The organism is Bradyrhizobium sp. 63_E2_N1_3 (assembly GCF_052076005.1).
GTDB lineage: Bacteria > Pseudomonadota > Alphaproteobacteria > Rhizobiales > Xanthobacteraceae > Bradyrhizobium > Bradyrhizobium barranii.
In genome coordinates this window covers 4,015,145-4,029,318 of the sequence record NZ_CP197235.1, presented here as the reverse complement: position 1 = coordinate 4,029,318, position 14,174 = coordinate 4,015,145, and the positions used below count along the sequence as shown (strand labels likewise).

The 14,174-nt window shown below is 66.0% G+C and carries 15 protein-coding genes; 9 read left to right on the top strand and 6 right to left on the bottom strand.

What is annotated here, in order from left to right; all coding sequences use genetic code 11:
* Nucleotides 1-77: 77 nt before the first annotated feature.
* On the bottom strand, nt 78-1,154 hold the full coding sequence (locus tag AB7531_RS19050) for an NAD(P)H-dependent flavin oxidoreductase (RefSeq protein ID WP_063982823.1): 1,077 nt from the start codon (nt 1,152-1,154) through the stop codon (nt 78-80).
* Between the two features lie 105 nt (nt 1,155-1,259).
* Nucleotides 1,260-2,285, bottom strand: a complete 1,026-nt coding sequence (locus tag AB7531_RS19045; RefSeq protein ID WP_063982822.1) for an NAD(P)H-dependent flavin oxidoreductase — start codon at nt 2,283-2,285, stop codon at nt 1,260-1,262.
* 97 nt (nt 2,286-2,382) lie between these two features.
* On the opposite strand from AB7531_RS19045, the gene AB7531_RS19040 reads away from it, so the two are divergent.
* Entirely contained in the window at nt 2,383-3,273 is an 891-nt protein-coding gene (locus tag AB7531_RS19040; RefSeq protein WP_063982821.1) for a LysR family transcriptional regulator, read from the top strand.
* 187 nt (nt 3,274-3,460) lie between these two features.
* The gene (locus tag AB7531_RS19035) at nt 3,461-4,396 is read left to right on the top strand and encodes a cyclase family protein (RefSeq protein WP_063982820.1); all 936 of its coding nucleotides are present in this window, start codon (nt 3,461-3,463) and stop codon (nt 4,394-4,396) included.
* 64 nt (nt 4,397-4,460) lie between these two features.
* On the opposite strand, the gene AB7531_RS19030 is transcribed toward AB7531_RS19035, so the two are convergent.
* Nucleotides 4,461-4,676 (bottom strand): hypothetical protein, encoded by a 216-nt coding sequence (locus AB7531_RS19030; RefSeq protein WP_063982819.1) that lies wholly within the window; start codon nt 4,674-4,676, stop codon nt 4,461-4,463.
* Nucleotides 4,677-4,722: 46 nt separating this feature from the next.
* Between AB7531_RS19030 and ruvX the strand changes: the two genes are divergently transcribed.
* From ruvX to AB7531_RS19015, 3 genes are all read left to right on the top strand, one after another.
* Complete coding sequence (gene ruvX, locus AB7531_RS19025; protein ID WP_063982818.1) at nt 4,723-5,202, top strand: Holliday junction resolvase RuvX; 480 nt, start codon at nt 4,723-4,725, stop codon at nt 5,200-5,202.
* Nucleotides 5,203-5,312: 110 nt separating this feature from the next.
* Nucleotides 5,313-5,678 carry a hypothetical protein gene (locus AB7531_RS19020; protein ID WP_187388032.1) on the top strand — a complete coding sequence of 122 codons (366 nt, stop codon included), beginning with the start codon at nt 5,313-5,315 and terminating at the stop codon, nt 5,676-5,678.
* Nucleotides 5,679-5,687: 9 nt separating this feature from the next.
* Nucleotides 5,688-6,611, top strand: a complete 924-nt coding sequence (locus AB7531_RS19015; protein ID WP_063982816.1) for an AEC family transporter — start codon at nt 5,688-5,690, stop codon at nt 6,609-6,611.
* A gap of 15 nt (nt 6,612-6,626) precedes the next feature.
* On the opposite strand, the gene AB7531_RS19010 is transcribed toward AB7531_RS19015, so the two are convergent.
* Both AB7531_RS19010 and AB7531_RS19005 read right to left on the bottom strand, forming a co-directional pair.
* Entirely contained in the window at nt 6,627-7,391 is a 765-nt protein-coding gene (locus AB7531_RS19010; protein ID WP_063982815.1) for a CPBP family intramembrane glutamic endopeptidase, read from the bottom strand.
* A gap of 54 nt (nt 7,392-7,445) precedes the next feature.
* Nucleotides 7,446-8,195, bottom strand: coding sequence for a M15 family metallopeptidase (locus tag AB7531_RS19005; protein WP_063982814.1), 750 nt, complete (start codon nt 8,193-8,195; stop codon nt 7,446-7,448).
* 204 nt (nt 8,196-8,399) lie between these two features.
* Here AB7531_RS19005 and AB7531_RS19000 point away from each other — a divergent pair, with 204 nt between their 5' ends.
* From AB7531_RS19000 to AB7531_RS18985, 4 genes are all read left to right on the top strand, one after another.
* Nucleotides 8,400-9,347, top strand: coding sequence for an aspartate carbamoyltransferase catalytic subunit (locus tag AB7531_RS19000; RefSeq protein WP_014494716.1), 948 nt, complete (start codon nt 8,400-8,402; stop codon nt 9,345-9,347).
* A 5-nt stretch (nt 9,348-9,352) separates the two neighbouring features.
* Nucleotides 9,353-10,654: a dihydroorotase gene (locus AB7531_RS18995; protein WP_063986318.1), complete on the top strand. Its 1,302-nt coding sequence runs from the start codon at nt 9,353-9,355 to the stop codon at nt 10,652-10,654.
* Between the two features lie 47 nt (nt 10,655-10,701).
* Nucleotides 10,702-11,298, top strand: coding sequence for a glycerol-3-phosphate 1-O-acyltransferase PlsY (gene plsY / locus AB7531_RS18990; RefSeq protein WP_063986317.1), 597 nt, complete (start codon nt 10,702-10,704; stop codon nt 11,296-11,298).
* Between the two features lie 212 nt (nt 11,299-11,510).
* Nucleotides 11,511-12,725 carry a patatin-like phospholipase family protein gene (locus AB7531_RS18985; protein ID WP_063982813.1) on the top strand — a complete coding sequence of 405 codons (1,215 nt, stop codon included), beginning with the start codon at nt 11,511-11,513 and terminating at the stop codon, nt 12,723-12,725.
* On the opposite strand, the gene AB7531_RS18980 is transcribed toward AB7531_RS18985, so the two are convergent.
* Nucleotides 12,717-13,961 (bottom strand): amidase, encoded by a 1,245-nt coding sequence (locus AB7531_RS18980; protein WP_063982812.1) that lies wholly within the window; start codon nt 13,959-13,961, stop codon nt 12,717-12,719. The genes AB7531_RS18985 and AB7531_RS18980 overlap by 9 nt on opposite strands.
* Nucleotides 13,962-14,174 lie beyond the last annotated feature (213 nt).

The window sequence follows — 14,174 nt, the reverse complement described above, 5'->3', positions numbered from 1 at the left end:
TATATAAGGCCTCTCACGGCAAAATCTAACTGCCGTATAGCAGAGGCCGGTTTTGCGCCGCAACCGGCGGCGCGACCTTAGCCAGCCAGTCCCTTCATGCGGGCCAGGGCCGATTTGGCGAAATCCCGGGTCAATTCGGCCGCGGGGACCTCACGGCCCAGGGCCACGGCCTGGCCGGCCCAGAGATTGGTGAAATCCACCCTGCCCTGCTTTTCGGCAGCTGCCTTGAGCGGCCCCAGCGCGGTCGCGGCATGGGGAAACGGCGGCGCCTCGGGCGAGATCGGGCCGGCTTCGCGCATCAGGCGGTTCTGGACGCCGCGCGCCGGACGCCCGGTCATGACATTGGTGATGACGGTGGAATCGTCCCGCGCTTCAGCGAGCGCCTTGCGCCCGCCCGCGCTGACCTTGGATTCCGGGCAGCGCAGATAGGCGCTGCCGATCTGCACGCCGGAGGCGCCGAGCGCGAAGGCTGCAGCGATGCCGCGCCCGTCGGCGATACCACCGGCCGCGATGACAGGCACCTTCACGGCGTCGGCGACCTGCGGCACCAGCGCAAAAGTGCCGGGTTGCTCGGAGATCTTGTCGGTCAGGAACATGCCGCGATGGCCGCCGGCCTCGGCGCCCTGCGCAATGACGGCATCGACGCCGCGCTCTTCCAGCCAGACTGCTTCCTTCACCGTCGTAGCGGACGAGATGACGAGGCAGCCGGCCGCCTTGACGCGCTTGAGCAGCGCCTGCTCCGGCAGGCCGAAATGAAAGCTGACGATCTCCGGCCTCAGCTCCTCGACGACCTCGCAGAAGGCGGCGTCGAACGGCGTACGGTTCGCGGCGTTGATGGGCGCGGCGGGATCGAGGCCGTGCTCGGTGTAATAGCCCGTGAGCCGCTGCTTCCAGCGCGCTTCGGCTTCGGCCGTGAGGTCAACCGGCGTGTGGCAGAAGAAGTTCATGTTCACCGGCGCCTTCACGCGCTGGCGAATGATGTTGACCTGCTCGCGCGCCTTCTCCGGCGACAGCATCGCGCTCGGCAACGAGCCGAGCCCGCCGCCCTCTGCCACGGCGATCACCAGTTCGGCATCCATCACACCGGCCATCGGCGCCAGCACGATCGGGAATTCGGTCTTGAAGAGATCGATCAGTCGACGGTCAGGCCACATAATTTTTGCCTCATGTTCGCTCTTCCCTCTCCCCTTGCGCGAGAGGGTGGATCGCCGCGCAGCGGCGAGACGGGTGAGGGGTTTGCATCCGCGGAGACAACCCCCTCATCCGGCGCGGATTGCATCCGCGCCACCTTCTCCCACAAGGGGAGAAGGAAAAGAAGAAACCGAGTTGCGCCGGCCGGCGAGCAATTGCTCCGCTTCAATCGCAATCCGCTCCACGATCTCGGCCGCCGGTGCAGTATCATGAATCAATCCGACCGCCTCGCCCGCGATCACGGCCGCGACATCGAAATTGCCGGCTGCTTTCGCGGCCGCATAGTCCGCCGCGACTGCGGCAACATTCTGCATCAGCTCGACCTCGCGGCCGATCCAGCGCCTGGCGTGGTCGTTGATGAGGCACCTTCCCGTGAACGGCGCCGGCCAGACATTGTTGCGCGAGAGATCGAAGATGATGCCGCGCACGGTCGTGCCGCTGTTCGCTGCGCAGATACGCCGCTTGGCCTCCTCCGCGCCATCAGCCTCCTGGCTCGCATAGAAGCGCGTGCCGAGCAGCACGCCGCTCGCGCCCAGCATCATCATGGCGGCGAGACCGCGCCCGTCGGCGATGCCGCCGGCCGCGACGACAGGCACGTGGCCCGCGGCAAGATCGACGATTGCAGGCACGAGATCGACGGTGGTGCGGGAGGCGCCGTGACCGCCCGCCTCCGTGCCCTGCGCGATCAGGATGTCGGCGCCGGCATCGAGCGCCTGCCGCGCCATGGCTTCATCCTGCACCTGGCAGATCAGGCGTGCACCTGCGGACTTGATCTTCGGCGCGAACGGCGCGGGATCACCGAACGACAACATGATCGCAGACGGTTTTGCGGCAAGAGCGACATCGAGAAGCTCGGGCCGCTTGGCGAGGCTCCAGGTGATGAAGCCGATCCCGAATGGCGCCGACAACCCCGCGAGCTTCGCAGTCTCCTGCTCCAGCCACACCTTCTCGCCATAGCCGCCGCCCAGAATGCCGAAACCGCCGGCACGGCTCACGGCCGTCACAAGCCGGCTGCCGGCGACGATGTCCATCGGCGCCAGCAGGATGGGATGCTCAATCTCCAGCAGCCTGGTCAGCGACGTCTCAATGGGCATAGCCCCTCCCTGATCTGGACAGGGAGACTAGGCGCGACTAGCATTCTCGAAAAATGAATTGTTGCGAACGCTGCCATCACAAAAGTGAAACGACGCCATGGAACTCAGCGATATCCAGACCTTTGCCGCCGTCGCCCGCACCGGCGGCATCACCCGCGCCGCCGAAGAGCTGAACACGGTGCAATCCAACGTCACCCAGCGCGTGAAGGCGCTGGAAGCGGAGATCGGCACACCGCTGTTCGAACGCCACAGCCGTGGCATGACGCTGACCGGCGCCGGCAAACGCCTCCTCCCCTACGCACAGCGGATGGCCGCGCTATCGCGGGAGGCCGTGCTCGCCGCGCGTGACGACGGCGAGCCGAAGGGACCGCTCGCGATCGGCTCGATGGAGACCACGGCAGCCGTGCGCTTGCCGTCCCTTCTCGCCGATTTCCACCGCAACTTCCCAGCCGTGCGGCTGAGCCTGCGCACCGCGACCACCGCCGACCTCGTCGCGGGCGTGCTCGAAGGCACGCTCGACGGCGCCTTCGTCGCGGGTCCCATCGCACATGCCGACCTCACTGCGACGAGTGCGTTTCGCGAAGAGCTGGTGCTGGTCAGCGCGCGGCGCTGGGCCTCGCTTGCCGAGCTGCGCGCCGGCACGCCGGAGTCTGGTCCGACCGCGCTGGTGTTCCGCACCGGCTGCACCTACCGCCAGCGTCTCGAACAGATCTTTGTTGAGTTCGGCTGGCCGTCGGCCGCACGCTTCGAGCTCGGCACGCTCGACGGCATGATCGGTTGTGTCGCTGCCGGCATGGGCGTGACGCTGCTGCCGCGCGCCGTGGTCGAACGCAGCGCGATGGCCGGCAGCGTGTCGATCCACGCGCTGGGCCCGTCGCATGCGCGCGTCGAGACGCTCTTCATCCAGCGCAGCGGCGGACATCAGTACAGCGCGCTCGGCGGTTTCATGTCCTGCCTGAAGAAAGACAACGACGTCATCGCGGCCTGACACCGGCGCAGCGTTCCACGTGGCGAAATTCGTCACAAATCCATCGCGCTTGAATTAGTCTGCGCTGCGTTCAGCCGCCGCAGCGCGGCACCGCGAAATGCTTTGAAGCACGCATCCGTTCTACGTTAGGATGCGTCACTGGCCAGCGCAAAAACACAACGAAGCCAAAACATCGGGAGGACTATCGATGCGCAATACGCTCGTGTTGTGCTGTGTCGCCGCGTTGTCGGCGATATCAGGAACTGCAAGCGCACAGGACTGGACCAAATCGAAATGGGGACCGAACGACGAGATCGGTGCCGCCAACTACATGACGCCCGAGCTCGTGGTCAAAGCGGCATCGCTGGTGAGGACCGGCAAGACCTACGCCCTCGGCATTCCCGTCACGCCACAGACACCCGCCTATCCGCCACGCACATTCAAGCTCACCATCGTTCAGCCCGGACAGGCCGGCAGCCCGGGTCTCGGTCCGAACAAGGCGACCTATAACGACGACATCCTTGATACGTGGGTCGGCATCGGCAGCCAGCTCGACGGTCTCGGCCATCTCGGCGTCGAGCACGTCTATTACAACGGCAACAAGCTCGCCGATTTCGCCGATCCGAATGGCTTGAAGAAGCTCGGCATCGAGAAGGTGCCGCCGATGGTCACCCGCGGCGTGCTGCTCGACATGGCCGCCTATTTCAAAACCGACATCGTGAAGGAAGGTACCGCTTTCAACGTCAAGGAGATCGAGGAAGCCGCCAAGCAGCAGAACGTCGAGATCCGCCAGGGTGACGTCGTCATCTTCCACACTGGCTGGCTCAGCCTGATCGGCAAGGACGACAAGCGCTACTCGGCCGGCGAGCCCGGTCTCGGCGTCGAGGGCGCGAAGTACCTGACCGGCAAGGGCGTGGTCGCCATCGGCGCCGACACCTGGGCGCTCGAGGTGCTGCCGTTCGAGTCCAAGAACGTGTTCGAGGTACACCAGATCCTGCTCGCGATGAACGGGACCTACATTCTCGAGAACATGGACACCGCCGCGCTCGCTCGCGACAAGGGCTATGAATTCCTGTTCGTGCTCGGCCAGCCGCGCTGGACCGGCGGCGTGCAGGCGATGATCAACCCGATCGCGATCCGCTGATCGATACGTCGACCCGGGCGGGGATCCGCCTGCCACCCGGCAGGCCCCTCGCCCGGCCTCTCCGTCACCGCGGCCTGAGATGCCAGCGCCGCAATGCAACGAAGGCCCAGATAGCTTCGACGAGGCCAAACGGCCAGGCGCCCTGCAGGAAGCCGTAAGCCGAGCCGAGCGCGCAGGACACAGCGAACAGCAGCACGAACCAATGGCTGCGATCCTCCAGGGCATAGCAGACCAGCATCGTCGTCACGGCAAACAGGCCGAATAGTGTCAGTGCATCCATGTTCCGGGTTCACTCCGCGGCGCGACGCGTGATATGCGCTAACACCATGCCGGCTCTTATCCTGCCTCTCGTCGATGCTGCAACCCACTGGCCCGAACGCGGCGGGTTGGTCGGCCTTGACCTCGGCACCAAGACCATTGGTGTTGCCGTGTCCAATCCGGACCGGCGGTTGGCGACCGGCGTCGAGACCATCCAGCGCAAGGCGTTCAAGCAGGACGCGGCGCGGTTGCTCGCGATCGCGGCCGAGCGCAAGGCGGTCGGCTTCGTGCTCGGCCTGCCCATCAACATGGACGGCAGCGAGGGCCCGCGCGCGCAATCGACCCGCGCCTTCGCCCGCAACCTTGCCGGGCTGACCACACTCACCATCGGCCTCTGGGACGAGCGTCTGTCGACCGCAGCGGTCGAGCGCGAGCTGATCGGCATGGATGTCAGCCGCGCCAAGCGCGCCGAGGTGATCGACGAGCACGCCGCGATCTTCATCCTGCAAGGCGCGCTCGACCGCCTCGCCAATTTACGACAAGCCTAATTCCCGGAAGCGACAACATGGCATTGCCGACGAGCGCAAAAATTTCGATCGGCGCCGTCCTCCTGGTTCTCCTCGCTGTGCAGGGTTGCTCTGCCGCGGAGGATCATGCGGTGTCGGAGCTCAAAGGCACGTGGTCCGGGACGTTCAACCAGTATTCGCACAACATCAACGGCAGTTTTCCAGTCAAGCTCACCATCGACGCGATCTCTGGGGCTGAATTCACGGGCACCATGGAGTGGCCAAGCTTTGACGGCACCCGGACAAAAGTGAAGGGAATGGTCGACGGCCCGCTGATCAAGTGGACCGAGACCGAATATCTCAAGGGCGACGATGCCGTCCTCGGCGGACTGTACGTCACGCGCTTCAGCGCGGACAACGAGATCGCCGGCGACTGGATGGACCCCAAACACACCATCACGCCGAAGGGCCCCCGCTACGGGACACGCGGGGCCGACTTCGTTCTGAAAAAGGAATAGGCGCCTGCCATGGCCGTCGTGATCGCGGCGCTGCTGCCGGTCTTCATTCTCATCGTGCTCGGCGTGGTGCTCAGGCGCACCCTGATGCGGCTCGACACGCAATGGCACGGGCTGGAGCGGCTGACCTATTTCGTGCTGTTCCCGATGCTCCTGATCCAGACGCTGGTGAAGGCCGACCTCTCCAGGGTGCCGGTCGCCGGCGTCGGCGGTGCGCTGCTGCTGTCGGTGCTGGCGATGTCGCTGCTCTGCCTCGCGCTCCGCCCAGCGCTCGCGCGGTTCGACATCGACGGTCCCGCCTTCACCTCGATCTTCCAGGGCGCGACGCGGTGGCAGACCTATGTGGCGCTCTCGGTGTCCGCCAACATGTTCGGCGATGTCGGACTCGCGCTGGCGTCGGTGGCGATGGTCGCGATCATTCCGCTGGTCAACGTGTTCAGCGTCGCCGTGCTCGCGCACTATGCATCGCCCGAGAAGCAGTCCGCGCGCGCCATCGTCATGACGGTGATCCGCAATCCCCTGATCTGGGCTTGCGTGATCGGCCTCGTCATCAATGTCATCCATCTGCCGCTGCCAAAGATCTGGCACGAGGTTGCGGACGCGCTCGGCCGGTCCTCGCTCGCCATCGGCCTGCTCGTTACCGGCGCCGGCCTGCAGCTCAACGGTCTGCTCCGCCCGAGCGTGAGCGCAACCATCGGCGTGGCGTTCAAGCTGGCGCTGATGCCCGTGCTGGCGCTGGCGCTCGCCGCCTGGTTCGGTCTCTCGGGCGACAGCCTGGCGATCGTCGCAATCTGCGCGGCGGTGCCGACCTCGCCCAGCGCCTATGTGCTGGCCCGCCAGATGGGCGGCGATGCGCCGCTGCTGGCGCAGATCATCACGCTGCAGACGATCTTGGCGGCGGTCACGATGCCGATCGCGATCGCGCTGGTGGCTTAGGCCTCGTGCGAGGCCTCAGCTCCCCAGCCACATCGTCAGCACCACCGCAGTCAGATTGTTCAGCGCATGCAGCACGACGGTGAGCCAGAGCGAGTTGGCGCGATAACGCATGTAGCCGAACCACAGGCCGATGGAGAAGACCTCGGCGAGGAAGTACATGTCGTACTGCAGGTGCACGACCGTCCACACCAGTGACGACAGGATGATCGCGCCGGGCACGCGCAGGAAGCTCGCCGACCAGCCGCGAAACAGGAAGCCGCGCGCCAAAACCTCTTCCGACATCGGCGCAGCGACACTGAACGCGAACAGCAGCATCACAGCCGCGCCCTTGTCGCGGCCCGATTTCAACAGATCGGTCATGAAGCCCGGCGTCGCCTCGCGGCCAAGGCTCCGCGACATCGTCTCCCAGGCGACCACGATCAGGACAAGCCCGATGGCGCCGAACAGCATTTGCTTCCAGGACGGCCAATGCAGCGCGAGATAGTCGACGAACGAGGCCTTCTTGATGCGGATGGCGAGCCACACCGCGGCCAGCGTCGCCGGCAGGCCCATGGTCACCGACAGCGCGAGCGCCGCGGGCTCGCGACCGACACGCTGGATCGACATCAGGTCGAGGGGGTCGCCACGGTCCCAGACCAGATAGAGGATGGCACCGACCTGGCCGAGGAACATCGCGACGAAGATGAGCAGGCCCCACACCGCCGTGCCCCAGAATTTCCAGACGCGCGGCGCAGCTGGCGTCACGGTCATCGGCGGGAGATCGGGATTGAGGGAGTCCATTCAAGCGCTTTCGTTGGGACGGCACCATCATTCCGGGGCCGTTCGCACGACGATCTACTTCGTTCGCGGCGGAATCGGGAAATCATAGGCCGCCGCGCCCGCCCCCGGCAGGGAAAAATGCCACCACTCCTTCGCATAGTTCACAAAGCCTTGCTTCGCCATCGCGGCCACCAGCCGCTTGCGCCAGGCGCGCTGGTCCGGATTGATCGACGGTGCCGCAGTGTGCCCCTTCGTGTCGGTGCAGTCGTAGCCCGTGCCCATGTCGACGCTGCCCTCCGGCAATCGTGCCTCGACCGGCGCCGTGCAATCGGCATAGGCTTTTGACGGATCGTATCTGGCGGAATTGTCAGCCTTGAGATCGACCAGCGTGAGATCGAGCGCCGCGCCCGTGGAATGCTGCGAGCGGCTCGCGATGTAGCCGAGGCGGAACAGCTCGCTCTTCGGGATCTTCGGATTGTAGCGCCGCTCGGCCGCCGTCTCGTAGCCGTTCTGCGACCACTTCACCATGTCGAGCGAGGCCCGCGCCGGCCGGTAGCAGTCGAACATCTTCAGCGACAGGCCTTGCGCCGCCAATTCCTGCTGAACCGCCTTCAGCCGCAGCCCCACCTCCCGCTTCACCACGCATTCGCCGGCGCCGTAACCGGCCAGCGGACGGCCGACGAAATTGTTCGAGGTGGCGTAGCGGATGTCCTGGATGATGCCGGGGTCGATGTCGCGCAGATAGACGAAGCCGCCGGGGAGCGACTGGGCGTGGGCTGCGCTGATAACGGTTGCTGCCAAGAGCGCGGTCAAAATTGTTTTCAACTGGAGCTCCCCACATCGTGATGGCCGGGCTTGTCCCGGCCATCACGGCCTTTTACGTCAAATGCGAATGAAGCACGTGGATGCCCGGGACAAGCCCGGGCATGACGGAGAGGATGAGCCCGCACCGACAGATCAGGGGATAACTCCCCGCCCCGGCATTGGCCCTTGCTCCCCCAGCCATCCCCGCCTATAGCTCTCGTTTTAATGACATCGAAATCGACCTTCGTCCTCGGCCACCGGCATTTGCTGGGCATCGAGGGCCTTTCCGCGGCCGACATCACCGGCCTCCTCGACCTGTCCGAAGAATATGTCGAGCTCAACCGCCAGGTTGACAAGAAGCGTACCGTCCTGCGTGGACGGACGCAGGTAAATCTGTTCTTCGAGGCCTCGACCCGGACCCAGTCCTCGTTCGAGCTCGCCGGCAAACGGCTGGGCGCCGACGTCATGAACATGTCGGTCTCCTCCTCGTCCATCAAGAAGGGCGAGACGCTGGTCGACACTGCGATGACGCTCAACGCCATGCACCCGGACATTCTGGTGGTTCGGCATCACGCGTCCGGCGCGGTGGAACTGCTGGCGCGCAAGGTCGACGGTTCCGTGATCAATGCCGGCGATGGCGCGCACGAGCATCCGACGCAGGCGCTGCTCGACGCGCTGACCATTCGCCGCAACAAGGGCCGGATCGAGGGCCTCGTGGTCGCGATCTGCGGCGACGTGCTGCATTCGCGTGTGGCCCGTTCCAACATCATCCTGCTCAACACTATGGGCGCCCGCGTCCGCGTCGTCGGCCCCTCGACGCTGCTGCCGCCCGGCATCGAGCGCATGGGGGTCGAGGTTGCGCGCGACATGCGCGAGGGGCTCAACGGCGCCGATATCGTCATGATGCTGCGGCTCCAGCGCGAGCGCATGAACGGCTCCTTCGTGCCGTCGACCTCCGAATATTTCAACTATTTCGGGCTGGACCAGAAAAAGCTCGCTTACGCCAAGCCGGACGCGCTCGTCATGCATCCCGGCCCGATGAACCGCGGCGTCGAGATCGACACCGCGGTCGCCGACGGCGCGCAATCGCTGATCCGCGAACAGGTCGAGATGGGCGTGGCGGTACGCATGGCCGTGCTCGAAGCGCTCGCCCGCAACTTGCCGAACGCGTGATGCTCATGCTGACTGACCGCCGTCCCATCCTGCTCGCCAATGCCCGCGTCGTCGATCCCTCCAGGGATTTCGACGGCCCCGGCGATGTCCTGATTGCCGACGGAATCATCCGCGAGACCCGTCGCGGGATCGGAGCGGCCGGCGTCCCCGAGGGCACCGACGTCGTCAACTGCGCCGGCAAGATCGTGGCCCCCGGCCTCGTCGACATGCGCGCCTTCGTCGGCGAGCCCGGCTTCAGCCACCGCGAGACCTTTGCCTCCGCGAGCCAGGCGGCTGCGACCGGCGGCATCACCACCATCATCTGCCAGCCCGACACGTCTCCGGTGATCGATAACTCGGCGACCGTCGACTTCGTGATGCGCCGTGCCCGCGACACCGCGATCGTCAACATCCAGCCGATGGCGGCGCTCACCAAGGGAATGCACGGCGAGGAGATGACCGAGTTCGGCCTCCTCAAGGCCGCCGGCGCGATCGCCTTCAGCGACAGCGACAAGAGCGTGATCAACGCGCAGGTGATGCGCCGCGCGCTGACCTACGCGCGCGATTTCGACGCGCTGATCGTGCATTACACCGAGGATCCCGATCTCGTCGGCGAAGGCGTGATGAACGAGGGCGAGTTCGCCTCGCGGCTCGGCCTGATGGGCATCCCGAACGCGGCGGAGGCCGTGATGCTCGAGCGTGACATGCGTCTCGTCGCGCTCACCGGCGGGCGCTATCACGCGGCGTCGCTGACCTGTATCGACTCGCTCGACGTCCTCAAGCGCGCCCGCGACGCCGGCCTCGCCGTGACCGCCTCCGTCTCGATCAATCATCTTGCGCTGAACGAGAACGATATCGGCCCCTACCGGTCGTTCCTGAAGCTGTCGCCGCCACTGCGGACCGAGGACGACCGGCGCGCGCTGGTCGCGGCTGTCGCCTCCGGCCTCGTCGACGTCATCATGTCCGACCACAATCCGCAGGACGTCGAGGTCAAGCGCCTGCCGTTCGCGGAAGCAGCACACGGTGCCATCGGGCTCGAGACCATGCTGCCGGCGGGCCTTCGCCTCGTGCACAATGAGGAACTCGACCTGAAAACGCTGATCCGGGCCATGTCGACGCGGCCGGCCGAGATCCTGGGTCTGCCGGGTGGAACCCTGCGCACGGGCAGCCCGGCCGATGTCATCGTGATCGATCCCGATGTGCCCTGGATCGTCGATCCCGCCGACCTCAAATCGCCCTGCAAGAACACGCCGTTCGACGAGGCCCGCTTTACAGGCCGCGTGGTGCGCACCATTGTCGGCGGACGGACGGTGTACGAGCATGTCTGACGGGCAAATTCATGCGTGGCGTCGCGGTTCAGCATGGAGATGCGGCCATGGGGCTTGAAGCCTTCCTGCCGGTGGCCTTTGTCATCGGCTACCTGCTCGGCTCGATTCCGTTCGGGCTGGTCCTGACCAAACTCGCCGGCACGCAGGATATTCGCTCGATCGGCTCCGGCAGCATCGGCGCCACCAACGTGCTGCGCACGGGACGCAAGAGCCTTGCCGCGGGCACCCTGCTGCTCGACGCGCTCAAGGGCACGGTCGCGGTGGTGATCGCCGGCTACATCGCGGGACCCAATGCCGCCATGGTGGCCGGGCTCGGCGCCTTCCTCGGCCATCTCTTCCCGGTCTGGCTGAAGTTCAAAGGCGGCAAGGGCGTCGCCGTCTATATCGGCATCCTGCTCGGCCTGTTCTGGCCCGGCGCGATCGTGTTCTGCCTGCTTTGGCTCGCCACCGCCTTCACCACCCGCTACTCCTCGCTGTCCGCGCTGGTGGCGGCGTTCATCACCCCGATTTTCCTGTGGTGGTTCGGGCATCTCGCGCTCGCATCGCTGTTCGCCGCGCTGACGCTGCTCTTGTTCTACGCGCATCGCGAGAACATCAAGCGACTGCAATCGGGCAAGGAAAGCCGGATCGGCGAGAAGGCCTAGAGCGTTTTCGAGCGAAGTGGCTACCGGTTCGCGTCAAGAAAACGCGTCAAAACAAAATCCCAAGGCCGGAAAAAGTACGGATATCGCCGCACCGCCTCCGCATTATGTGCCAATTCCTGTTCGCAACTCGGAAGCTGCTCGCGGCCGGAGTGGCGAACGAGTTCCACGCCTGTCATCCTGACAGCGGAAATGGCGTTACGCGGTAGCTCAGAATGAGCGAGAAGATTGTCGGCGCGCATGACGGGCCTGGTTCGCACGGTGCTTCCAGCACCGCAGCAAGCCGGCTGCTCTCGATGACCAATGTCTGGTCCGATGCGCCCTCGCCGCTGCCCGCGCCCGAGCCTGCTCCCGTACCCCCGCCAGTGACCCGGCCTGCGCCCGTCGCGCAAGCCGCCGCGCCAGTCGAGATCGTGACCATTGCCGCGCCGGTCGCGCCCGTGCAGCCGCGCTCCAGCCAATGGCCGCCGCAAAGAGTGTCGCTGGCCCTTCAGGGCGGCGGCACTTTTGCGGCCTTCACCTGGGGCGTGCTGGAGCGGTTGCTGGAACACCCGACCATCCAGATCGACACCATCAGCGGCGCCAGTGCCGGCGCCATCAATGCGCTGCTGCTCGCCTCCGGCCTCGCCGAAGGCGGACGCGAAGGCGGACGCGAAGGCGCCCATTCGCGGTTGAACCGGTTCTGGGCCCGCCTGATGCACGAGGCCTCGTTCCGCTCCTTGATGCTGGTCGGCGGATTCTCGCCGGCGGGAAGCTCGGTCGCGTTCGGTCCGACGCTGCGCTCCGGCCAATTCGATCCGTTCGATCTCGATCCGCTGCGGCTGGCGCTGTCGCGCGACATCGATTTTGCCGCCTTGCGCGACGCCGCCTGCCCAAAACTGCTGATCGCCGCGACGCGAATCCGCGATGGGCAGCAGCAGATCTTCCGCAACGATTGCATTACCGCCGACGTCGCGCTGGCCTCGACCTGCCCGCCTTTGGTTCACTGCGCCGTCGAGATCGACGGCGAGGCCTATTGGGATGGCGGCATTGGCGGCAATCCGCCGCTGGTGCGCCTGGCGCAGGAATCGACAGCCCCCGATCTGCTGCTCGTCCAGGTCACGCCCACGCGTGACAGCTACGTGCCGATCACGCTCGCCGCGATCGACCGCAGGCTCGACCAGATCGCCGCCAACGCCGCCCTCAACGCCGAGATCGCGGCGCTGGAATGGGCGCGAGCAGCTGCCGCACCTTCGCTGCGGCTCTCCAGGATCGCGGCCGAAGACTCCATTGAGGGCCTGGCGCAGCGCTCATCCACCGATCTCGGCCGCGGCTTCATTCGTACGCTGCACCGGAGTGGCCGCGAGGCCGCCGAGCGTTGGCTCGGACAAGGCGCCACAGGCGCCGAGGCCGAACGCGCGCTGCCCGCCACTGAGCCCGCGCTAGCCTGATTTCGCCAGCGCATCCTCCAGGAACCATGCCGCCGCAAGCGCGCCCGGATCGTTGCCGAAGCGCGCGATCACCTGCACGCCGATCGGCAGGCCGCCGACCTTCAGCACCGGCACGTTGACGCAAGGATTGCCCATCAGCGTCCAGAGCCGGTTGTAGCGGGGCGAGCCGGTCGAGGCGAGCTCCTTGGCCGGCGCGGTGCCCGGCGCCGAATAGGTCAGCAGCACGTCAAAACCCTCGAACAGCTCGCCGAGCTCGCGGCGGCCACGGCGGGCGATCCGACGCGCGTCGTCATACTGCTTCGGCGTCAAGCCGACGGTGTCATCGAGGCTGGCACGCAGCATCGGCGCGATCTCGTCATGATGCTCCGAAAACTCCCAGGCCAGCGCGCGATGCGCCTCGAAATCCTGGATGATCGGGTGGATGCGCCAAGCTTCCTGCACCGACTCCGGCAGATCGATGGTCTTGACACTGGCACCGGCCTTCTCGGCCGCCTTGATCGCAGCCTGCAAGCCCTCTTCCGCCGCCGGCTCCACGGCCTCGGCAAACTCCTGCCTCACCACGCCGATGCGCGGCGCCTTGGCCGCGGCGATGCCATCGAATTCAGTGCGGCCGGTGATCGCCAGCAGCCCGCGCGCGAGATCTTCCGCGCGATATCCGAACAGGCCGACAGTATCAAGCGCCCATGAGTAGCACTTCACGCCGATGGTCGGCAGCATCCGGAACGACGGCTTGATCGCGGCAGCCCCGCAATAGGCGGCGGGCCGGATCACCGAGCCGCCGGTCTGGGTGCCCAGCGCCAGCGGGATCATGCCGGCACCGACGGCCGCGGCCGAGCCCGAGGACGAACCGCCCGGCGTATGGCCGAGATTGTGCGGATTGAGCGTCGGGGTCGGATCGCGCGAGGCGAACGCCGTGGTCGTGGTCTTGCCGATGATGGTGGCGCCTGCCCGCTTCAGCATCATCACGACCGGCGCGTCCGAGCGCGGCTGCCAGCCGCGATAGATCTCCGAGCCCATCTCGGTCGGCATGTTGGCGGTGTCGATGATGTCCTTGATGCCGACGGCGATGCCGCGCAGCGGGCCGGAGGCTTGCGCCTTCGCGGATTTGTCGTGACGGACGAAGGCGTGGACGTCCTTCTCCCTGGCCTCGATCGCCGCGTGCGACTGGGCGATGGCGTCATCGGGCGAAAGCTCGCCCGCTTCAATGCGGCGCTGGAGGTCGGCGAGTGAGATCATGGCAATACCCTTCTTATTGCCATCGCTTTTAGCATCGGGACGAGGTCGCGCAAGCGCACGTGGACGCGGTCGATCCATGCGTGCAGTCGACCGGGACCAGCGGCTCGACCAGAGCATCCGCGTCCGCGGGCGCCGCGCGGATGAGATCAAAAATGGAAACAGAATCTTTCAATTATTTCTATTTTTATCGCAATTCAATCGAGCCAGTGTGAG